The sequence below is a fragment of the Pantoea sp. B270 genome (assembly GCF_018726825.1).
Taxonomy (GTDB): Bacteria; Pseudomonadota; Gammaproteobacteria; order Enterobacterales; family Enterobacteriaceae; genus Pantoea; species Pantoea dispersa.
In genome coordinates, this window is record NZ_JAHCSX010000001.1 from 1,688,965 (window position 1) to 1,710,307 (window position 21,343).

Annotated in this window: 15 protein-coding genes and 1 tRNA gene; 12 read left to right on the forward strand and 4 right to left on the reverse strand. The window is 60.6% G+C overall.

Translation table 11 applies throughout. The features are described 5' to 3' along the window. Positions 1-173: 173 nt before the first annotated feature. The 8 genes from KOL70_RS08165 to yegS all read left to right on the forward strand — a co-directional run bounded on the left by KOL70_RS08165 (position 174) and on the right by yegS (position 13,839). Positions 174-1,403, forward strand: coding sequence for an MdtA/MuxA family multidrug efflux RND transporter periplasmic adaptor subunit (locus KOL70_RS08165; RefSeq protein WP_058780348.1), 1,230 nt, complete (start codon positions 174-176; stop codon positions 1,401-1,403). After that, a complete protein-coding gene (locus KOL70_RS08170; protein WP_215480493.1) occupies positions 1,403-4,525 on the forward strand; it encodes an MdtB/MuxB family multidrug efflux RND transporter permease subunit in 3,123 nt (1,040 codons plus the stop codon). Before KOL70_RS08165 ends, KOL70_RS08170 begins: the two co-directional genes overlap by 1 nt. Then, the gene (gene mdtC, locus KOL70_RS08175) at positions 4,522-7,596 is read left to right on the forward strand and encodes a multidrug efflux RND transporter permease subunit MdtC (protein ID WP_058757283.1); all 3,075 of its coding nucleotides are present in this window, start codon (positions 4,522-4,524) and stop codon (positions 7,594-7,596) included. Before KOL70_RS08170 ends, mdtC begins: the two co-directional genes overlap by 4 nt. Before the next feature lie 98 nt (positions 7,597-7,694). Beyond that, positions 7,695-9,101 (forward strand): multidrug transporter subunit MdtD, encoded by a 1,407-nt coding sequence (gene mdtD / locus KOL70_RS08180; protein WP_031280060.1) that lies wholly within the window; start codon positions 7,695-7,697, stop codon positions 9,099-9,101. Continuing rightward, complete coding sequence (gene baeS, locus KOL70_RS08185; protein WP_058757282.1) at positions 9,098-10,483, forward strand: two-component system sensor histidine kinase BaeS; 1,386 nt, start codon at positions 9,098-9,100, stop codon at positions 10,481-10,483. The genes mdtD and baeS overlap by 4 nt, the downstream gene beginning before the upstream one ends. Before the next feature lie 9 nt (positions 10,484-10,492). Continuing rightward, positions 10,493-11,200 (forward strand): two-component system response regulator BaeR, encoded by a 708-nt coding sequence (gene baeR, locus KOL70_RS08190; protein ID WP_031280058.1) that lies wholly within the window; start codon positions 10,493-10,495, stop codon positions 11,198-11,200. Between the two features lie 139 nt (positions 11,201-11,339). Beyond that, complete coding sequence (gene yegQ, locus KOL70_RS08195; RefSeq protein WP_211725201.1) at positions 11,340-12,710, forward strand: tRNA 5-hydroxyuridine modification protein YegQ; 1,371 nt, start codon at positions 11,340-11,342, stop codon at positions 12,708-12,710. A gap of 229 nt (positions 12,711-12,939) precedes the next feature. Next, the gene (gene yegS, locus KOL70_RS08200) at positions 12,940-13,839 is read left to right on the forward strand and encodes a lipid kinase YegS (RefSeq protein ID WP_058757280.1); all 900 of its coding nucleotides are present in this window, start codon (positions 12,940-12,942) and stop codon (positions 13,837-13,839) included. 132 nt (positions 13,840-13,971) lie between these two features. Here the strand turns inward: yegS and KOL70_RS08205 are convergent, their stop codons facing one another. Next, a complete protein-coding gene (locus KOL70_RS08205) occupies positions 13,972-15,093 on the reverse strand; it encodes a Gfo/Idh/MocA family protein (RefSeq protein WP_211725202.1) in 1,122 nt (373 codons plus the stop codon). Positions 15,094-15,401: 308 nt separating this feature from the next. On the opposite strand from KOL70_RS08205, the gene KOL70_RS08210 reads away from it, so the two are divergent. Then, positions 15,402-15,477: transfer RNA gene (locus KOL70_RS08210), tRNA-Asn, on the forward strand. Between the two features lie 55 nt (positions 15,478-15,532). Here the strand turns inward: KOL70_RS08210 and KOL70_RS08215 are convergent. The 3 genes from KOL70_RS08215 to KOL70_RS08225 are packed head-to-tail and all read right to left on the reverse strand — an operon-like array spanning position 15,533 to position 17,810. Further along, positions 15,533-16,306, reverse strand: a complete 774-nt coding sequence (locus KOL70_RS08215) for a molybdopterin-binding protein (protein WP_021509306.1) — start codon at positions 16,304-16,306, stop codon at positions 15,533-15,535. Then, a complete protein-coding gene (locus tag KOL70_RS08220; protein ID WP_058769953.1) occupies positions 16,303-17,133 on the reverse strand; it encodes a cytochrome b/b6 domain-containing protein in 831 nt (276 codons plus the stop codon). Before KOL70_RS08220 ends, KOL70_RS08215 begins: the two co-directional genes overlap by 4 nt. A gap of 41 nt (positions 17,134-17,174) precedes the next feature. Then, positions 17,175-17,810 (reverse strand): hypothetical protein, encoded by a 636-nt coding sequence (locus KOL70_RS08225; RefSeq protein WP_058757276.1) that lies wholly within the window; start codon positions 17,808-17,810, stop codon positions 17,175-17,177. Positions 17,811-18,040: 230 nt separating this feature from the next. On the opposite strand from KOL70_RS08225, the gene KOL70_RS08230 reads away from it, so the two are divergent. From KOL70_RS08230 to KOL70_RS08240, 3 genes are all read left to right on the forward strand, one after another. After that, positions 18,041-18,586, forward strand: coding sequence for a chorismate mutase (locus KOL70_RS08230; protein WP_150360795.1), 546 nt, complete (start codon positions 18,041-18,043; stop codon positions 18,584-18,586). A 297-nt stretch (positions 18,587-18,883) separates the two neighbouring features. After that, a complete protein-coding gene (locus KOL70_RS08235; protein ID WP_136545888.1) occupies positions 18,884-19,894 on the forward strand; it encodes a Zn-dependent oxidoreductase in 1,011 nt (336 codons plus the stop codon). Positions 19,895-20,045: 151 nt separating this feature from the next. Beyond that, complete coding sequence (locus tag KOL70_RS08240) at positions 20,046-21,329, forward strand: MFS transporter (protein ID WP_058757273.1); 1,284 nt, start codon at positions 20,046-20,048, stop codon at positions 21,327-21,329. Positions 21,330-21,343: the final 14 nt, after the last annotated feature.

The window sequence follows — 21,343 nt, forward strand, 5'->3', positions numbered from 1 at the left end:
GCGTATTGCTGCCAAAATATTTACTGAATATGAATACTTAGCGTGCCCGGGGCGATATTCTTAATTCCTTCAATTTTTGCCCGGCCCGGGCGACTACAATCATTTCGTTTGCGCCGCGGTTCGTTTGCGCGCGCATGTGGGGAAAACGAAACCGCCGGAGAGCACACAGAGCAATGAATAAACGATTAAAAACAGGCCTGATTAGCGTGGTGGTGCTGGCTGCGCTGGCGGGCGCTTACTACTGGTGGCAGCATCCGGCCGAGCCTGCGCAGGCTACCCAGGCTGATGGCCAGCCGCATCACGGACGCGGTGGCAACAACAGCGGCGGACGCCGTCCGCTGGCACCGGTGCAGGCCGCAACCGCGACTACCGAAAGCGTGCCCTATTACCTCAGCGGACTCGGCACCGTCACCGCGGCCAATACCGTTACGGTGCGCAGTCGGGTCGATGGCCAGCTGATGGCGCTGCACTTCACGGAAGGTCAGCAGGTGGAGGCCGGCGCGCTGCTGGCAGAAATCGATCCCCGCCCATGGCAGGTAGCGCTCACCCAGGCGCAGGGCCAGCTGGCCAAAGATCAGGCGACGCTGGCTAACGCGCGCCGCGACCTCAGCCGTTATGAAAAGCTGGCGAAAACCTCGCTGGTGTCGCAGCAGGAGCTGGATACCCAGCGCTCGCTGGTCAGTGAAACCCTCGGCACCATCAAAGCCGACGAAGGCAATGTGGCCAGCGCGCAGCTCAATCTGACCTACAGCCGCATCACCGCGCCGATCGCCGGACGCGTCGGGCTGAAGCAGGTGGATGTCGGCAACTACATTACCGCCGGCGATACCAATGGTCTGGTGGTGATCACCCAGACGCACCCGATTGACGTGGTGTTCAGCGTCGCCGAGAACAACATCAGTCAGATCCTGAAAGCCCAGAAAAGCGGCCAGCCGCTGCCGGTTGAAGCCTGGGATCGCAGCAATAAAACCCTGCTGACCACGGGTGCGCTGCTGAGCATTGATAACCAGATCGACGTCACCACCGGCACCATTAAACTCAAGGCGCGCTTCAGCAATCAGGACGACGCCCTGTTTCCCAATCAGTTTGTTAATGCCCGGCTGAAGGTGGATACGCTGCAAAACGCGGTGGTGATCCCGACTGCCGCGCTGCAAATGAGCAACGACGGCCACTTTGTCTGGGTGGTGAACAGCGATAACAAAGTGAGTAAGAAACGCGTCACCGCCGGGCTGCAGGATAGCCAGAAAGTGGTGATTGATGCCGGGCTGCAGGCCGGTCAGCGCGTGGTCACCGACGGTCTCGACCGCCTGACCGAAGGCGCCACGGTGGAGATTGTCGCCGCACAGAGTACCGCCACGCACAGCACGCGCGCGGCGCAACCGGCTCGCGGAGAACGTCAATAATGCAGGTGATGCCTCCCGACGCCAGCGGCGGCCCGTCACGCCAGTTTATTCTGCGCCCGGTGGCCACCACGCTGCTGATGATCGCGATTTTGCTGGCCGGCGTACTGGGCTATCGCTTCCTGCCAGTTTCCGCGCTGCCGGAAGTCGATTACCCGACCATCCAGGTCGTCACGCTCTATCCCGGCGCCAGCCCGGATGTGGTGACCTCGTCGATTACCGCGCCGCTCGAGCGCCAGTTCGGGCAGATGTCCGGCCTGAAGCAAATGGCGTCGCAAAGCTCCGGCGGTGCCTCGGTGATTACGCTGCAGTTCCAGCTGACGCTGGCGCTCGACGTTGCCGAACAGGAAGTGCAGGCGGCGATCAACTCTGCCACTAACCTGCTGCCTAACGATCTGCCGAATCCGCCGGTGTACAGCAAAGTCAATCCGGCCGATCCGCCAATCATGACGCTGGCCGTTACCACCACCAGCATGCCGCTGACGCAGGTGCAGGATATGGTGGAGACGCGGGTGGCGCAGAAGATTTCCCAGGTCTCCGGCGTCGGTCTGGTCACGCTCTCCGGCGGCCAGCGTCCGGCGGTGCGGGTGAAGATGAACGCACAGGCGCTGGCGGCCCTCGGCCTCACCAGCGAGACGGTGCGCACCGCCATCAGCAACGCCAACGTCAATTCGGCGAAAGGCAGCCTTGATGGTCCAACGCGCTCCATCACGCTGTCGGCCAATGACCAGATGACCTCCGCGGAGGATTACCGCAAGCTGATCGTCAGCTATAGCAACGGCGCGCCGGTGCGGCTGGGCGACGTCGCCACGGTTGAACAGGGCGCAGAAAACAGCTGGCTGGGCGCCTGGGCCAACCGACAGCCGGCGATTGTGCTGAACGTGCAGCGCCAGCCGGGTGCCAATATTATCGCCACCGCTGACAGCATCCGCGCGCTGCTGCCGTCGCTGACCGCCACGCTGCCGAAGTCGGTTGACGTCAAACTGCTCACCGATCGCACCACCAACATTCGCGCCTCGGTAGCGGATACTCAGCATGAGCTGATGCTGGCCATCGGGCTGGTGGTGATGATCATCTATCTGTTTCTGCGTAATGTCCCGGCCACCATTATTCCGGCGGTCGCGGTGCCGCTGTCGCTGGTCGGCACCTTTGCCGCCATGTATTTTCTCGGCTTTTCGATCAATAACCTGACGCTGATGGCGCTGACCATCGCCACCGGCTTTGTGGTCGATGACGCCATCGTGGTAATCGAGAACATCTCGCGCTACATCGAAAAAGGCGAAAAGCCGATGACCGCCGCGCTGAAAGGTGCCGGTGAGATTGGCTTCACCATTATCTCCCTCACCTTCTCGCTGATCGCGGTGCTGATTCCGCTGCTGTTCATGGGCGATGTGATTGGCCGTTTGTTCCGCGAGTTCGCCGTGACGCTGGCGGTGGCGATTCTGATCTCGGCGGTGGTCTCGCTGACGCTGACGCCGATGATGTGCGCGCGTATGCTGAGCGCCGAATCGCTGCGCAGGCAGAACCGCTTCTCCCGCGCCAGCGAGGCGATGTTCGATAAGGTGATTGCCGGCTATGGCCGCTGGCTGACGCGCGTGCTGCGCCATCCGTGGCTGACGCTGTCGGTGGCGCTTGGCACGCTGCTGCTGACGGTGCTGCTTTGGGTGGTGATTCCGAAGGGCTTCTTCCCGCAGCAGGACAACGGCATCATTCAGGGCACGCTGCAGGCGCCGCAGTCGGTCTCTTACGCCAGTATGGCGCAGCGCACCCGCGACGTGGCGTCGATGATTATGAAAGATCCGGCGGTGCAGAGCCTGACCTCGTTCGTCGGCGTGGATGGCACCAACGCGGCGCTTAACAGCGCGCGGCTGCAAATTAACCTGAAACCGCTGGACCAGCGTGATGATCGTATTCCGGCAGTGCAGCAGCGGCTGCAGCAGGCGATTGATCGCCTGCCCGGCGTGTCGCTGTGGCTGCAGCCGGTACAGGACCTGACCATTGATACCCAGGCGAGCCGCACGCCGTACCAGTTTACCCTGCAGTCAGGTTCGCTGGAGTCGCTGGGCAGCTGGGTGCCGAAACTGCTGGCACAGCTCAACACCTTGCCACAGCTGCGCAATGTCAGCAGCGACTGGCAGGATCAGGGGCTGGAAGCCTTTGTGCGCGTCGATCGCGACAGCGCCAGCCGGCTCGGCATCAGCATGGCCGACATTGATAACGCGCTGTACAACGCCTTTGGCCAGCGCCTGATCTCAACGATTTACACTCAGGCCAATCAGTATCGCGTGGTGCTGGAGCAGGACAACACGCAAACCCCCGGTCTCGCCAGCCTCGACGCGATTCGCCTGAACAGCAGCGACGGCGGCAGCGTGCCGCTCAGCGCCATCGCGCAAGTCGAAGAGCGCCACGCTGCGCTGAGCATTAATCATCTCGACCAGTTCCCGTCGGCCACCTTCTCGTTTGACGTGGCGCACGGCTACTCGCTCGGCGATGCGCTGCAGGCGATCACCACGGCAGAAGATCAGGTCGGCATGCCGGCAGAGATGATGACGCAGTTCCAGGGCAGCACGCTGGCGTTTGAAGCGGCGCTGACCAGCACCATCTGGCTGATCGTCGCGGCGGTAGTGGCGATGTATATCGTGCTCGGCGTGCTGTATGAGAGCTTCATCCACCCGATTACCATTCTGTCGACGCTGCCCACCGCCGGCGTTGGCGCGCTGCTGGCGCTGATGCTGAGCGGCAACGAGCTGGATATCATCGCCATCATCGGCATCATTTTGCTGATCGGTATCGTGAAGAAGAACGCCATCATGATGATCGACTTCGCGCTGGCCGCCGAGCGTGAACAGGGCATGGCGCCGCGTGAGGCGATCTATCAGGCCTGTCTGCTGCGCTTCCGGCCGATTCTGATGACCACGCTGGCGGCGCTGCTTGGCGCGCTGCCGCTGATGCTCAGCACCGGCGTCGGCGCGGAGCTGCGTCGTCCGCTCGGCATCGCCATGGTCGGTGGCCTGGTGCTGAGCCAGGTGCTGACGCTGTTTACCACCCCGGTGATCTATCTGCTGTTTGATCGCCTTGCCCATGCCACGCGCCGGCGTCTGAAAGGCACGGAGGCGCAGTCGTGAAGTTTTTCGCCCTGTTTATCCATCGGCCGGTTGCCACCACGCTGCTGACGCTGGCGATTGCGCTGGCGGGCATTCTTGGCTTCCGTCTGCTGCCGGTGGCGCCGCTGCCGCAGCTGGATTTCCCGGTGATTCTGATCTCGGCCTCGCTGCCCGGCGCGTCGCCGGAAACCATGGCGGCCTCGGTCGCCACGCCGCTGGAGCGCTCGCTGGGCCGCATTGCCGGCGTCAGTGAAATGACCTCCACCAGCTCGCTGGGCAGCACGCGCATCATCCTGGTGTTTGATTTCGACCGCGACATCAACGGCGCGGCGCGCGACGTGCAGGCGGCGATCAATGCCGCCCAGAGCCTGCTGCCGACCGGCATGCCCAATCGTCCAACCTACCGCAAAGCCAACCCGTCCGATGCGCCGATCATGATCCTCACCATGACCTCGGATATTTATAATCCCGGTCAGCTGTATGATTACGCGTCGACGCAACTGGCGCAGAAGCTGTCGCAGATTGATGGCGTTGGCGATGTCACGGTGGGCGGCAGTTCGCTGCCGGCGGTGCGCGTCGACCTCAATCCGCAGGCGCTGTTTAATCAGGGCGTGTCGCTGGATGCGGTGCGCACCGCCATCAGCAACGCCAACCAGCGCCGTCCGCAGGGCGCCATCGACGATACCCAGCAGCGCTGGCAGGTACGGACCAACGATGAGCTGCAAACCGCCAGCGTCTACCAGCCGCTGGTGGTGCACTACAACAACGGCGCGGCGGTGCGGCTGAGCGATGTGGCGAACGTGCAGGATTCGGTGCAGGACGTGCGCAACGCCGGGATGACCAACGGCAAACCGGCGGTGCTGCTGGTGGTGCGCAAGTCGCCGGACGCCAACATTATTGATACCGTCGACCGCATCCGGGCGGAAATGCCGGAGCTGCATGAGGTGATCCCGGCGGCTATCGACCTGCAAATCGCCCAGGACCGCTCGCCCACTATCCGCGCCTCGCTGCACGAAGTGGAGCAGTCGCTGGTGATCGCCGTGGCGCTGGTAATTCTGGTGGTGTTTTTCTTCCTGCGCGACGGCCGCGCCACGCTGATTCCGGCGGCGGCGGTACCGGTGTCGCTGATTGGTACCTTCGCCGCCATGTACCTGTGCGGTTTCAGCCTGAATAACCTGTCGCTGATGGCGCTGACCATCGCCACCGGCTTTGTAGTGGATGACGCCATCGTGGTGCTGGAGAACATCGCGCGTCACGTCGAAGCTGGGATGAAGCCGCTGCAGGCGGCACTCACCGGGGTGCGCGAGGTGGGCTTTACCGTGCTGTCGATGAGCCTGTCGCTGATTGCGGTGTTCCTGCCGCTGCTGATGATTGGCGGTATTATTGGCCGCTTCTTCTCGGAGTTTGCCATCACGCTGTCGGTGGCGATTCTTATCTCGCTGTTTATCTCCATCACCCTGACGCCGATGATGTGCGCGTATCTGCTGAAACCGCAGGCGAAGCGCAGCCAGCCGCGCACACGTGGTTTTGGCCGCGTGCTGCTGGCGGTGCAGCAGGGCTATGCGCGCTCGCTGGGCTGGGTGCTGAACCACGCGATCTGGGTGCTGTTGCTGCTGCTCGGCACCGTCGGGCTGACCATCTGGCTGTTTATCACCATCCCGAAAACCTTTATGCCCGAGCAGGATACCGGCCGTCTCAACGGCTTTATCTCCGCCGATCAGAGCATTTCGTTTCAGGCGATGCGCGGCAAGCTGCAGGATTTCATGAACATCATCAAGGCTGACCCGGCGGTCGATAACGTCACCGGCTTCACCGGCGGCTCGCGCACCAACAGCGGCTCGATGTTTGTGTCACTCAAGCCGCTGTCAGAACGCAGCGAAAGCGCGCAGGAAGTGATCGCCCGCCTGCGTGTGAAGCTGGCGAAAGAACCGGGTGCCAACCTCTACCTCAATGCGGTGCAGGATATTCGCGTCGGCGGACGCGAATCGAACGCCAGCTACCAGTACAGCCTGCTGTCGGATAACCTCGCCGATTTACGTGAGTGGGAGCCGAAAATCCGCCAGGCGTTTGCCGCGCTGCCAGAGCTGGCCGATGTGAACTCGGATCAGCAGGACAACGGCAGCGAAATGGCGCTGACTTACGATCGCGAAAGTATGGCGCGCCTCGGCATCGACGTGTCGGCGGCCAATGCGCTGCTAAATAACGCTTTCGGCCAGCGGCAAATCTCCACCATCTACCAGCCACTGAATCAGTACAAAGTGGTGATGGAAGTGGATCCGCGCTATACCCAGGATGTCAGCGCGCTGGATCAGATGTTCGTGATCAACAGCGACGGCAAAGCGATTCCGCTGAGCTGGTTTGCCAAATGGCAGCCGGCCAACGCGCCGCTGTCGGTCAACCATCAGGGGCTGTCGGCGGCCTCGACCATCTCGTTTAACCTGCCAGAAGGGGTCTCGCTGTCGCAGGCATCGGAGGCCATTGACCGCACCATCACGGCGATTGGCGTGCCGTCCAGCGTGCGCGGCAGCTTTGCCGGCACCGCGCAGGTATTTCAGGATTCGCAGTCGAACCAGCTGTGGCTGATGCTGGCGGCGATTGCTGCGGTGTATATCGTGCTCGGCATTCTGTATGAGAGCTACGTGCATCCCCTGACGATTCTCTCTACCCTGCCCTCGGCGGGCGTCGGCGCGCTGCTGGCGCTGCAGCTGTTTAATACGCCGTTCAGCCTGATTGCGCTGATCGGCATCCTGCTGCTGATCGGTATCGTGAAAAAGAACGCCATCATGATGGTGGATTTCGCGCTGGAGGCGGAGCGCAACGGCAATCTGTCGGCGCGCGACGCCATTTTCCAGGCGTGCCAGCTGCGTTTCCGCCCGATTCTGATGACCACGCTGGCGGCGCTGTTTGGTGCGCTACCGCTGGTGCTGACCAGCGGGGACGGCGCGGAGCTGCGCCAGCCGCTGGGCATCACCATTGCCGGTGGGCTGGTGATGAGCCAGCTGCTGACGCTGTACACCACACCGGTGGTGTACCTGATGATGGATAAACTGCGCCGTCGGAAAAAGCAGCCGCGGTTGATAACGGAGCCATAACGTCATACCTGCACTAAGCGTAGCGGCGCAATTCAACGCGCGATAAATCGCGCCGCTACGCGACCTGCGGTTGATGAAACTGTTAACACGGGATGAGCATGAACGCACAAACCGCCACTGTCCGCTGGCAACTGTGGATTGTGGCCTTCGGCTTTTTTATGCAGACGCTGGATACCACGATCGTGAACACCGCGATACCGGCGATGGCCCACGATCTCAACGTCAGCCCGCTGCATATGCACTCGGTGATTGTCTCCTACGTGCTCACCGTGGCGGTCACGCTGCCGCTCAGCGGCTGGCTGGCGGACCGCTTTGGCGTGCGCAACATCTTCTTCTGCGCCATCGTGCTGTTCAGCCTCGGTTCGCTGCTGTGTGCCTTCGCCACCTCACTCGACCAGCTGGTGATGGCGCGCGTGGTCCAGGGCATTGGCGGCGCGATGATGGTGCCGGTCGGCCGGCTGACGGTGATGAAGATCGTGCCGCGTGAGCAGTACATGTCGGCCATGACCTTTGTCACCCTGCCCGGCCAGATTGGCCCGCTGCTCGGCCCGGCGCTGGGCGGCATTCTGGTGGAGTATGCCAGCTGGCACTGGATCTTCCTGATTAACATTCCGGTCGGCATCATCGGTGCCATTGCCACGCTGCTGCTGATGCCGAACTACACCATGCAGACGCGACGCTTTGACTTCCTCGGTTTTGTGCTGCTGGCGGTGGGCATGGCTACGCTGACGCTGGCGCTCGACGGCCAGCGCAGCGCCGGCGGCTCGCCGCTGCTGCTGTGTCTGCTGATTTTGCTGGGGGTGTTTTCCCTGCTGTTCTACCTGATGCACGGCCGCAACAACGATAACGCGCTGTTTAGCCTGAAGCTGTTTGATAACCGCATTTACGCCATCGGCCTGCTCGGCAGCTTCACCGGCCGCATCGGCAGCGGCATGCTGCCGTTCATGACGCCGATTTTTCTGCAGGTGGGCCTCGGCTTTAGTCCGTTCCACGCCGGGCTGATGATGATCCCGATGGTGCTGGGCAACATGGGCATCAAACGCGTGGTGGTGCGCATTGTAAATCTGTTTGGCTATCGTAACGCGCTGGTGGGCGGCACGCTGGCGCTGGCGCTGGTGGTGCTGCTGTTTCCCGTGGTGGCGCTGCTCGGCTGGATCTGGCTGCTGCCCGTGGTGCTGCTGTTGCAGGGCATGGTCAATGCCATCCGCTTCTCATCCATGAATACCCTGACGCTGAAAGAGCTGCCGGACGAGCTGGCCTCGAGCGGTAACAGCCTGCTGTCGATGATCATGCAGCTGTCGATGAGTATCGGCGTCACCGTGGCCGGTCTGCTGCTCGGCGCTTTCGGCCATGGCGCGGTGAGCGACAGCGCCGCGACCCATCAAACCTTTATGTACACCTATTTGTGCATGGCGCTGGTGATTGCGCTGCCGGCGCTGGTGTTCTGGCGCGTACCCGCCGATGTGAGTAAAAACGTGGACCTGAGAGGCAGGAGAAAAGGATGAAGCAGCCGGTAAAACTCGGCATCAGCGCCAAACTGTTTATGGCGATTTTTTCCACCTGCATGCTGGTGATCATCACCATGCACTGGGGCGTGCGCCTCAGCTTTGAGCATGGCTTTGTCGATTACATCAAAAAGGGCAATGAGCAGCGCCTGACGCTGCTGAGCGATGCGCTGGCCGATCAATACGAACAGCACGGTAGCTGGGATTTTTTGCGTAACAACGACCGGCTGATTTTCACCATTCTGCGCTCGCTGGAACAGAATCCCGGCAGCGGCACTCAGCTGCCGCCGCACGGCTGGCGCACCCAGTTCTGGATTATCGATCAGCAGTACAAAATATTGTCCGGCCCGCGCTCGCCGGTGCCGCCGGAAGGCTCGCGCCGCAATATTACCACCAGCAACGGCAAGATTGTTGGCTGGGTGATTGCGTCGCCCGCCGAGCGGCTGACGCGCAGCACCGATATCAACTTTGACCATCAGCAGCGTCAGACCAGCTGGCTGATTGTCGGCCTCACCACGCTGCTGGCCGCACTGGTCACCTGGCTGCTGGCGCGCGGCCTGCTGGCGCCGGTGAAACGGCTGGTGGACGGCACCCATCAGCTGGCGGCGGGCAAATTTACCACCCGGGTGGAGGTCGGCAGCAGCGACGAAATTGGTCAGCTGGCGCGCGACTTCAACCAGCTGGCGCGCTCGCTGGAGAAAAACGAGAGCAACCGGCGCGCCTTTATGGCCGATATTTCCCATGAGCTGCGTACGCCGCTGGCGATTTTGCGCGGTGAGCTGGAGGCGATGCAGGATGGCGTGCGCAAGCTGACGCCCGACGCCATCAGTTCGCTGCAGAGCGAAGTCGCGCTGCTGACCCAGCTGGTGGAAGACCTGCACCAGCTGTCGCTCTCCGACGCGGGCGCCCTCGCCTACCGCAAACAGCCGGTGGATCTGGTCAGTCTGCTGGAGGTAGTGGCGGGCAGTTTTGGCGAACGCTATCGCAGCCGGGGGTTGACGCTCAGCCTGATGCTGCCGGCGCAGGCCAGCAGCTTTGGCGATCCGGACCGGCTGATGCAGCTGTTTACTAACCTGCTGGAAAACAGCCTGCGCTACACCGATGCCGGCGGCACGGTGCAGCTCAGTATGCAGCTCAGCGGCGAGCAGTGGCAGCTGCAGTTTGCCGACAGCGCACCGGGCGTCGAGCGCCAGCAGCAGGCGCAGCTGTTTGAGCGCTTCTTCCGCGCCGAAAGCTCGCGCAATCGCGCCAGCGGCGGCTCCGGGCTCGGTCTGGCGATCTGCAAGAATATTGTTGAGGCGCATGACGGCAGCATTAATGCGGCCGACTCTGATTTAGGTGGGCTGAAAATCACGCTAAACTTGCCGTATGTTCCTCACTAGACACCCTTTATGAGCACGGAAAATAGCGATCCCCTGATTCTTGTTGTGGAAGACGAACCCAAACTGGCGCAGCTGATGATTGATTATCTGCAGGCGTCAAACTACCGCACGCACCACCTCGCCGATGGCAACGCGGTACTGAGTTACGTGCAGCAAACGCCGCCGGACCTGATGCTGCTGGATTTGATGCTGCCGGGCCGTGACGGCCTGACGCTGTGTCGGGAAATCCGCCGCTTCTCTGAGCTGCCGATTATCATGGTGACCGCACGCACGGAAGAGATCGATCGCCTGCTCGGGCTGGAGATTGGCGCTGACGACTATATCTGCAAACCCTTTAGCCCGCGTGAAGTGGTGGCGCGGGTGAAAACCATTCTGCGCCGGGTGAAACGTTCGCCAGAAGAGGCGCAGCTGGCCTCGCATCTGCTGATCGACGAAGGGCGTTTCCAGGCCAGCTGGCGCGAACAGCCGCTGGAGCTGACGCCCGCCGAGTTCCGCCTGCTGAAAACGCTGGCGCTGGAGCCGGGCAAAGTGTTTTCGCGCGAGCAACTTTTGAACCATCTGTATGACGACTATCGCGTGGTCACCGATCGCACCATTGACAGCCACATCAAGAACCTGCGGCGCAAGCTGGAGAACCTTGATGCCGAACAGCCGTTTATTCGCGCCGTGTACGGCATGGGATATCGCTGGGAAGCGGATGTTGGCCGCCTGCTGTAACCGCTTAGATTGATCCAGGTCAATTTACATCGGGAGTCGCCCTGCCTACAATTCCCCACCTTTTGCAGGGCCGCCTGACGCGGCCGCTGCACGTGCCATCCGTGATGGCATGCTGACCTGACATCAGTGAGAACTCCCCATGCTTAAACCCGAACTGCTTTCGCCGGCAGGCACGCTGAAAAATATGCGTTACGCCTTTGCCTACGGCGCCGACGCGGTGTATGCCGGCCAGCCGCGCTACAGCCTGCGCGTGCGCAATAACGAATTCACCCATGAAAACCTCGCCAAAGGCATCAGCGAGGCGCACGCGCTCGGCAAGAAGTTTTACGTGGTGGTGAACATTGCCCCGCACAACGCCAAGCTGAAAACCTTTATCCGCGATCTGACGCCGGTGGTTGAGATGCAGCCGGATGCGCTTATCATGTCCGATCCCGGCCTGATCATGCTGGTGCGCGAAGCCTTCCCGCAGATGCCGATTCACCTGTCGGTGCAGGCTAACGCGGTGAACTGGGCCACGGTGAAGTTCTGGCAGCAGATGGGGCTGACGCGCGTGATTCTGTCACGCGAGCTGTCGCTGGAGGAGATCGCCGAAATTCGCCAGCAGGTACCGGAGATGGAGATCGAAATCTTTGTCCACGGCGCGCTGTGCATGGCCTACTCCGGCCGCTGCCTGCTCTCTGGCTATCTGAATAAGCGCGATCCCAATCAGGGCACCTGTACCAACGCCTGCCGCTGGGAATATAACGTGGCCGAAGGCCAGCAGGATGAGGTCGGCAACATTGTTGGCTTCCATCAGCCGGTTGCGGTGCAGCCCGCGACGCTCGGCGTCGGTCAGCCCACCGACCGGGTATTCCTGCTGGAAGAGAAGATGAAGCCAGGCGAGGTGATGAGCGCGTTCGAAGATGAGCACGGCACCTACATCATGAACTCGAAAGATCTGCGCGCGGTGGCGCACGTCGAACGCCTGAGCCAGATGGGCGTGCATTCGCTGAAAATTGAGGGCCGCACCAAATCGTTCTACTACTGCGCGCGCACCGCGCAGGTGTACCGCCGCGCAATCGACGACGCGGCCGCCGGCAAACCTTTCGATCCGGCACTGCTGGAGACGCTGGAAGGGCTGGCGCATCGCGGCTATACCGAAGGTTTTTTGCGTCGCCACACCCATGACAGCTATCAAAACTACGAGCAGGGTTTTTCCATTTCGGAGCGTCAGCAGTTTGTCGGTGAATTTACCGGTGAACGGCGCGGTACGTGGGCGCAGGTGGCGGTGAAGAACAAGTTCATGCTGGGCGATAGCGTAGAGATCATGACGCCGGACGGCAATCTCAACTGCACGCTGCAGGCGATGCAGAATGACAAGGGCGCCGCGGTTGAGGTGGCTCCGGGAGATGGTCATCGCGTCTGGATCAGCGTGCCGGAGGGGGTCGATCTGGCCTATGCGCTGCTGCTGCGCAATTTTACCGACGGTAACAGCACTTACGATCCGCACGGTAAAAATCGCACTAAATGAAAAGAAAACGGCGAAGTTAGAACACGATCACAGACCGCCGCTTCGCCGCGCTTTAGAATCGCGCCTGCTGCTAACGAGTAACAACAAACAGCAGGTAATACCAGGAACCACCTCATTCACCCGCCCGGCTCCCCCGTGCGGGTTTTCTTTTTTTCATCGTTCGCCGATAAAGTTCCCGCCGCAGCTATGCTATAACCACAGCTCTGTCTTACTCATCAGGGAAGCGATAATGCAAAATAAACCCCTCACTTTGCTGATTTTGAATGGAAAAGGCGCAGGCAATGAAGAGTTGCGTGCCGCCGTGAATACCCTGCGCGACGAAGGCTTTAACCTGGCGGTGCGTGTGACCTGGGAAAAAGGCGACGGTGACCGCTACGTGCAGGAAGCGCTGCAGCTGCAGGCGGAAACCGTGGTGGCTGGCGGCGGCGATGGCACCATCAATGAGATTGCCACCGCGCTGGCCGCCCTGCCGCCAGCGCAGCGGCCGGTGCTGGGGATTTTACCGCTTGGCACCGCCAACGATTTTGCTACCAGCGCCGGTATCCCGGCAGAAATGGAAGCGGCACTGCGGCTGGCGGTGCTGGGCAAAGCCACGGCCATCGATCTGGCGCGGGTGAACGGCGACCGTTACTTTATCAACATGGCGACCGGCGGTTTTGGCACGCGCATCACTACGGAAACGCCGGAGAAACTGAAATCGGCGCTGGGCGGCGTCTCCTATTTTATTCATGGCCTGATGCGCGTTGATGCGCTGAAGCCGGACAGCTGCGAAATCAGCGGACCGGGCTTTCACTGGCAGGGTGACGCGCTGGTGATTGGCATTGGCAATGGCCGTCAGGCCGGTGGCGGACAGCGGTTGTGTCCGGAAGCGCTGATCAACGACGGACAACTTAATCTCAGCATCGTAACCGCCCAGGAGCTACTGCCAACGCTGCTGCACTCGCTGACGCGCGACGATGAAAACCCGAACATTGTCGCGGCACAGCTGACGTCACTGACCATCCGTTCACCGCATGAGATGACCTTTAACCTCGACGGCGAGCCGCTGTCCGGCAGTGAGTTTGTGATTGAGGTGCAGCCCGGCGCGTTGAGCTGCCGCCTGCCGCCGCAGTGTGCGTTGCTGGCGTAATCTTTGGAAAATTTCTGCATTATCCCGGTGCGCATAAATGCGCACCCTAAGAGGCTCGCCATCCCTGCACGCACCGTGTAGGGTCGCCATTCATGGCGACCGGTTACGTGCGTCTGCGGCTGACGCTCTGCATCACACCTTCATCCAGCGGCGCTCCACGGCGGAAATCGCCACCGCTTCCAGCACCTTCTGCACCTGCAGCCCTTCGGCAAAATCCGGCCACATGCGATCGCCGGCGGCGATGCCGTTGATCAGATCGCGAATCTCGACCGTTTTCTGATCGTTAAAACCGATGCCGTGGCCGGCCGAGACGCAGAAGCTGGCGTAATCGGGGTGCGCCGGACCGGTGAGAATGGTTTTAAAGCCCTGGCGACCGGCCGGATCGTCGTGCAGATACAGTTCCAGCTCAGCCATGCGCTCCTGCGTGTAGCGCAGCGTGCCTTTGGTGCCGGTCACCACATAAGTCAGCCCCATCTTGCTGCCGCAGGCGATGCGCGAGGTTTCAATCACGCCGTGCGCGCCATTTTTAAAGCGCAGCAGCGCGCTGGCCTGATCTTCATTTTCCACCGGCAGCATACGTGACGGCGCCTTCGGATCTGGTCGCTGTTTGATCACCGTCATCATGTCACCGCTCACCTCATCAATATCACCGACCAGATAGTGCGCCATGTTGACGATATGCGCCGCCAGATCGCCAAGCGCGCCGAGACCGGCCAGCGCTTTCTGGCAGTGCCAGTCGAGCGGCGTCTCCGCGCGCGCCAGGTAATCTTCGTTATGGGTGCCGTAAAAGTGCACCACCTCGCCGATCTCACCGCGCGCGATAATCTCCCGCGCCAGCTGGCTGGTTGGGTTTTTCATGTAGTTGAAGCCCACCAGGGTTTTCACTCCCGCCTGCTCTGCCGCCTGCACCATCTCTTCGGCATCGGCCACCGAGAGCGACAGTGGCTTTTCGGAGTAGACGTGCTTGCCGTGGCGAATCGCCTCCAGCGCCATCTCTTTGTGCAGGAAATTGGGCGCGCAGATATCGACCACGTCGATGTGCGGATCGCGCACCAGCTCGCGCCAGTCGCCCGTCGAACGGGCAAAGCCAAACGTCGCCGCCTGCTGCGCCGCCAGCGCCGGATTCACCTCTGCCAGCATCTCGCGCACAATCTCACCCTTCAGGGTGAACACCGTGGGTGCCTGCGCATAGGCAATCGCGTGACAACGCCCAATATATCCACTGCCAATCATACCGATTCTGACTTTGTTCATGCTGCACCTGCGGTTCACGGGGATGAGTTTCACGGAATATATGTTTCGTTTTGGGCGGCGACAACGGCGAAATGAAATATCTGTGATCATACATGCGAGGTATCTGACAGAAGCGACAAATCAGAATGTAATTTTGCATAGCATTGGTGACATCTCTCACAATCAGGCGCAGTGCTGGCGCTAATTCGCGCCATCGCGCGGGCCCGCGTCGGGCAATTGACGCTTTATTCAGCAGTCAGAAAAAATTGTGAAAAAGAGCTTTGACAAGCCACAGCCTGCCCGATAATATGCGCCCCGTTCCAAACGATTCCTCTGTAGTTCAGTCGGTAGAACGGCGGACTGTTAATCCGTATGTCACTGGTTCGAGTCCAGTCAGAGGAGCCAGATTTAGAAAAGCCTGCTTTTACAGCAGGCTTTTTGCTTTTCTGCGTTCTGACGTTTAGATACCGCCATACCACTCATAGCCGCGATCTTCCCAGTAGCCGCCGCGTCCGCCCCAAAGCTGGGCAAACGAATCCACCACTTTAATTTCCATCAGATACTTGGCGTGCTTGTAACCGAGCTGGCGCTCGACCCGGAGACGCAGCGGCGCGCCGTGCGCGACCGGTAACGGCTGATCGTTCATACGGTAGGCCAGCAACGTTTGCGGATGCCACGCATCCTGCAGATCGATACTTTCGTAGTAGCGCCCGCTGCCGTCCAGCGTCTGCTCCAGCTCGTCGGCACACAGGAACACTACGTAGCGGGCACCTGGCCGCAGGCGCGCCGCATCCAGCACCAGTCCGAGCGGTACGCCCTGCCATTTGCCAATCGCGCTCCAGCCCTCCACGCAGTCGTGCCGGGTAATCTGTGTGCGACTGGGGAACCGCTGCAGATCGCTGAGCGATAAACTCAGCGGCTGTTGCACCAGCCCGGTAACGCGCAGCCGCCAGTCGGCAAACCCGTTCGCCAGCAAACGCGCATATTCGTCGGAGTCGGGCATTTGCGTGCCGTTGGCGCGAAACAGCGGCGAAATATCGGCCTCGCTGAACTCCGGTGCCAGTCGCTGGCCGCCCAGCAGGCGCTGGCTGGCACGCGTCAGCCGCTCGGTCTGATTGAGCCAGCCGCTGACCGTGTCGTTTTGCGTCAGTTGATCGCAACCGCTCAGCAGCGCCGCGCCGGCGCCGGACAGCGCGCCCAGCAGCAGGCGGCGACGCGACAGCTCGATTTTCATGATGGGGTATCCTCTTTATCGATCGCGTAACGTCCGGTGATCATCGAACGCAGGTTATTGAACACGCCTGACACCAGCACCATCACTACATGCACCAGCACAAACAGCACCAGCAGCGTGGCGGTGACAAAGTGCACCGTGCGCGCCGTGGGACGGCCGCCAAACAGATCGGGTAAAAACGGCAGTGCCGCATCCAGCGCTGGCGACAGGGTTAATCCACTGAGCAGCATCAGCGGCAGCAGTATGAAGATCACCAGCAGATAGCTGAGTTTCTGCAGCGCGTTATAGCGCCGCGCCGCTTCACCGCGGGCAAAGCGTAGCCGGGCGTGGTCGCAAATCTCCTGCCACAAATGACGGGCGCCCAGTTGCTGACGGTCGGGCAACAGATCGCGGCGAAAGTGCCGGTGCCAGAAACCGTGCAGCAGATAAATCACGCCGTTGAACAGCAGCAGCCAGGCAAAAAAGAAGTGCCAGTGGCGACCGGCTCCCAAATCCTGCCACGACGGCAGCGTCAGCCAGCCGGGGAAGGCGCGCGCCGTCAGCGTCCCCTCCAGCTTCGAGACACCGAGCACGCCGGTGGTATTCAGTTGCAGCGAGCCGAGCCGGACAAATCCCTGCTGCTGACGATTGCCGATTTCAAACACCGGCTGCTCATGGTCCGCGCCATACAGGCCGACATACAGACGCGGATGCGCATTAAAGATTTGCAGTCCGCTCATCAGCAGAACGGCAAAACACAGGGCGTTGACCCAGTGCGTCACGCGCACCAGCAGTGAATGACGACGGATTAGCGTTTTACTGCGGGAAGGTGAAGGCTGTTGCATCATCGAGCCCCTTACCAGCCAGGCGAGGCCTGGCTGGAGCCGGATTACATCGGCGGCACTACGCCGTTTTTGCCGACAATGACATTGCCTGCGGTGAGCTTACCGTCGGCGCCCTTCTCGGCCGGAACAAACACCGTGGTGCCGGGTTTCAGGTCATCCGGGGTGGCCGCCGCCAGCGTCACCACCGGCGTACCGGCCGGAATGGCAATTTTTTTCTGATGGCCGTGGTAGCTCACCGTCACTTCACTGTTATCCACCGAAGTGACGCTATTGGCGACTGTGGCGTTGGTCATTGAGCTGCCCGGCTTCAGATCCCAGCTAAAGTTGCCCTCGCCTGCGCCTTTCAGCTGCGCCGGGAAAATCAGCACTTCGAGCGCGCCATCACCGCCGCCCGCTTTCGGCAGCGAGGCAATGCCTACGTAATCGCCCTTTTTAATGTCGCTGATGCTGGCCTTCGCCACCGCGGACACCATCGCGCCTGGCTTCATGGCCACGCTGACCTCCGATCCTTCGCGTGACTTGATAGTGAGCTGCTGCCCGTTTACCGATTCAACAACGCCACGTACCTGCACTTTTTGCCCTGCCATCTCTGCCGCCATCGCCGGCGACAGCGTGGCGCCGGCCAGCAGTGAACCGGCAATCAGCAGTGAAAGGCGTTTGTAATGTGATAAGACCGTCATGGAGTGTTCCTTTTGATGATAAGCGCTGCCTCAGCGGCAGCCCTGTGCCTGAAATCATTCAACCTGAAGCGCAATAACATTGCGGCAAAAGGCGCTGGAAAACAAACCTACTAGTTGGTAGATTAAAAAACAAGATAATTTTTCACCCTGTACTTTGTCATGTCATTATTTTGTCTTAGCCTGAGCCTCGCGCAGATCCAGCGCCTGGGTTGAACATTGGGAGCATCAGTATGGAAATGCAGTTACGATCGGCCACGTTAGCGCTGCTGATTTGCAGCTGTTCCGCCGCCGCGGCAGAACTCAGCAGTCCTTCGCCGGGCCAGCTTATTAACACGCGTTTGTCTTACATGAAGGATGTGGCGGGTTATAAAGCGCAGCATCATCAGCCGATTGAAGATTTGGGTCAGGAGCGTAAGGTGCTGGACAAAGCCCTGGCGGAAGCGCGTCAGCTGGGCCTGGACGATGCCACGGTGCAGCCGTTTATTCAGGCACAGATGGATGTGGCGAAAGCGGTGCAGTATCGCTATCGCGCCGACTGGCTGGCGACGCCGGAGCCGCACTGGCAGCCGCGTCCGCTGGACGAGGTGCGCAAAAGCATTGGTCATTACAGCGACGCGATTCTGACGCAGCTTGCCGCGCAGTTGAAACAGGGCGCGACGCTGCAGGCACCGCAAAAGGCCGAATTTATGCGCGACATTCAGCAGCGCAACGTGTCATCGCAGGATAAAGAGCTATTGTGGCGCACGCTCAGCGCGGTAACGCTACGGCAGCCGTGATGTTGCACGGCGAGCGTGCCGTCGATCGCAGCAGGCCTGTCATTTTACTGCGTTTATTCCGGTCGCCCTGAATGGCGACCCTGTAAACCAGGTAACGACTTTACAGGATGTGCAGTGATGCGCACCGCAACGCCATTCTGAAACTTCGCTTTGCAACTACCCCATCCGCTCTGTGATTGCGTTCACAACTCTGCAACAGCAACTTGTATGGTAGTATTATTGCGCGTATTTTTTCGTCATTACTGTCGCGTTATTACTGGTGTGCCGCGCCTTCAGGCCACCAGCCAGGAGTGAATGATGAAAAGTGTGGTGATTGAACAACCGGGTAAACTGCTGCTGGCCGAGCGCGCGCTGCCACAGCCCGCCGCTGATGAAGTACGGGTAAAAGTGAAATTTGCCAGCATCTGTGGCTCTGACGTGCACATCTGGCACGGTCACAATCCATTTGCCCGCTATCCGCGCGTCATCGGCCATGAGTTCTTCGGCGTGATTGACGCGGTCGGACAGGACGTTGATGCCAGTCGGCTGGGCGAGCGCGTGGCGGTCGATCCGGTGGTGAGCTGCGGCCACTGCTATCCCTGCTCCGTTGGCCGTCCTAATGTCTGTCAGTCACTGCAGGTGATTGGCGTCCACCGCGACGGCGGCTTCAGCGAGTATGCGGTGGCGCCAGCCAAAAATGCCCATCGCCTGCCGGCGAGCATTCCCGACCAACTCGCCAGCCTGGTTGAGCCCTTCACCATTGCCGCGAATATCACGGCGTTCCTCAAACCGCAGCCACAGGATGTGGCGCTGATTTACGGTGCCGGTCCGATGGGGCTGACCGCCATTCAGGTGCTGAAAGGCGTGTACGGCGTACAGCAGGTGCTGGTGGTGGACCGCCTGCCAGAGCGGCTGGCGCTGGCGCAGCAAAACGGTGCCGATCGCCTGTATAACAACAGCGAGATCCCGCTGGCGGCGCAGCTGGAAGGCGTTCAGCCGACGCTGATTATTGACGCCGCCTGCCATCCGGCGATCCTCGCTGAAGCGGCTGCGCTGGCCTCGCCGGCGGCGCGTATCGGCCTGCTCGGGTTTTCTGCTGAGCCGTGCAGCCTGACGCAGCAGGCGTTGACCAGCAAAGAGCTGTCGCTGTTTACCTCGCGCCTGAACAGCAACCGCTTCCCGCAGGTGATTGCGTGGCTGGAACAGGGGCTGATCCAGCCAGAGAAACTGGTTACCCACTATTTCCCGCTGGCGCAGATCGAGCGCGCCATGACGCTGTTTGAACAAGACCCGCGCACCTGCTGCAAAGTGATCCTGCAAATGGATTGAGTGAGGCGCCACACCAGATGTCCCTGATGCCGGTGCGTACCCGCCGGCCACAACAATAATCCCCTGCATAAATCAGGCGCAGCGCCGCGGTCATCAAGGTCATCTCCCCGTGACGCTGCAGCCTGAAGAAGAACAGGGAAACGGAGTTTCTATGCTGAAGAATCTACGCTGGACCCTCGTACTGCTGCTGTTCCTGGTGTATATGATCAATTACCTCGATCGTATTGCCCTGTCGCTCACCGTGCCGCTGGTGGAAAAAGATCTGATGATCAATGCCGAGCAGTTCGGCCTGATCTTCGGCAGCTTCTTCTTCGGCTACGCGCTGTTCAACTTTATTGGCGGTTTAGCCACCGATAAATTCGGCCCGACGATTGTGCTCGGCACCGCCGTCGGCATGTGGTCACTGTTCTGCGGCATGACCGCGCTGGCGACCGGTTTCTGGTCAATGATGATTCTGCGCGTGCTGTTCGGCATGGCGGAAGGTCCGATTTGCGCCTCGGCCAACAAAGCCATCAACGGCTGGTTCCCGAAAAAGCAGGCCGCCACCGCCATGGGCCTGCTGAGTGCCGGTTCCCCGCTCGGCGGCGCGGTCGCCGGGCCGATTGTCGGCTACCTGGCGCTCTCCTTCGGCTGGCGTCCGGCGTTTGTGGTGATCTGCCTGATTGGTCTGGTGTGGATGGCGCTGTGGTTCTTCTTCGCCGCCGATAATCCGGCGCGCAGTAAGCGCGTCTCGGCGCAGGAGCGCGCGCTGGTAGAGAAACTGAAAGCGGAAGAGCCGGCAGATATCATCGACGCGGACGGCAAAGCGCACGGCATGGGCTACTATCTGCGTCAGCCGATTATCCTCGTTACCGCGTTCGCCTTCTTCTGCTACAACTACATTCTGTTCTTCTTCCTGAGCTGGTTCCCGGCCTATCTGGTGCAGGCGCACGGGCTGGATATCAAAGCCATGAGCATCACTACCATGATCCCGTGGATTGTCGGCTTCGTTGGCCTGGCGCTGGGCGGCTGGATTTCCGATAAAATCTTTAATATCACCGGTAAGCTGCTGCTATCGCGCAAGATTGTGCTGGTAGTGTCGCTGCTGGCGGCAGCGATATGTGTGGCGCTGGCGGGCACCATCAAAGAGGTGAATTCAGCGGTGATCATGATGTCGATCTCCATCTTCTTCCTCTACATCACCGGTGCCATTTACTGGGCGATTATTCAGGATGTGGTGCACAAGAGCCGCGTCGGCAGCATCAGCGGCTTTATCCACCTTATTGGCAGCCTGTCCGGCATTATCGGCCCGATCGTTACCGGCTTCATCGTGCAGCACACCGGCAAATTTGACAGCGCCTTTGTGCTGGCGGGTGTGGTGGCGGCCCTTGGTGCGCTGCTGGTGCTGTTTGTGATTCGCAGCCCAAAAGCCAGCGACAAACCGGTTTCCGTTTAATCGAATGACTCTGC

What these genes read in the sequence shown, in the direction of transcription:
- KOL70_RS08165 (WP_058780348.1), top strand. Translation starts at nt 174, where the DNA reads ATGAATAAACGATTAAAAACAGGCCTGATTAGCGTGGTGGTGCTGGCT.
- KOL70_RS08170 (WP_215480493.1), top strand. Translation starts at nt 1,403, where the DNA reads ATGCAGGTGATGCCTCCCGACGCCAGCGGCGGCCCGTCACGCCAGTTT.
- mdtD (WP_031280060.1), top strand. Translation starts at nt 7,695, where the DNA reads ATGAACGCACAAACCGCCACTGTCCGCTGGCAACTGTGGATTGTGGCC.
- baeS (WP_058757282.1), top strand. Translation starts at nt 9,098, where the DNA reads ATGAAGCAGCCGGTAAAACTCGGCATCAGCGCCAAACTGTTTATGGCG.
- baeR (WP_031280058.1), top strand. Translation starts at nt 10,493, where the DNA reads ATGAGCACGGAAAATAGCGATCCCCTGATTCTTGTTGTGGAAGACGAA.
- yegQ (WP_211725201.1), top strand. Translation starts at nt 11,340, where the DNA reads ATGCTTAAACCCGAACTGCTTTCGCCGGCAGGCACGCTGAAAAATATG.
- yegS (WP_058757280.1), top strand. Translation starts at nt 12,940, where the DNA reads ATGCAAAATAAACCCCTCACTTTGCTGATTTTGAATGGAAAAGGCGCA.
- KOL70_RS08205 (WP_211725202.1), bottom strand. Translation starts at nt 15,093, where the DNA reads ATGAACAAAGTCAGAATCGGTATGATTGGCAGTGGATATATTGGGCGT.
- KOL70_RS08215 (WP_021509306.1), bottom strand. Translation starts at nt 16,306, where the DNA reads ATGAAAATCGAGCTGTCGCGTCGCCGCCTGCTGCTGGGCGCGCTGTCC.
- KOL70_RS08220 (WP_058769953.1), bottom strand. Translation starts at nt 17,133, where the DNA reads ATGATGCAACAGCCTTCACCTTCCCGCAGTAAAACGCTAATCCGTCGT.
- KOL70_RS08225 (WP_058757276.1), bottom strand. Translation starts at nt 17,810, where the DNA reads ATGACGGTCTTATCACATTACAAACGCCTTTCACTGCTGATTGCCGGT.
- KOL70_RS08230 (WP_150360795.1), top strand. Translation starts at nt 18,041, where the DNA reads ATGGAAATGCAGTTACGATCGGCCACGTTAGCGCTGCTGATTTGCAGC.
- KOL70_RS08235 (WP_136545888.1), top strand. Translation starts at nt 18,884, where the DNA reads ATGAAAAGTGTGGTGATTGAACAACCGGGTAAACTGCTGCTGGCCGAG.
- KOL70_RS08240 (WP_058757273.1), top strand. Translation starts at nt 20,046, where the DNA reads ATGCTGAAGAATCTACGCTGGACCCTCGTACTGCTGCTGTTCCTGGTG.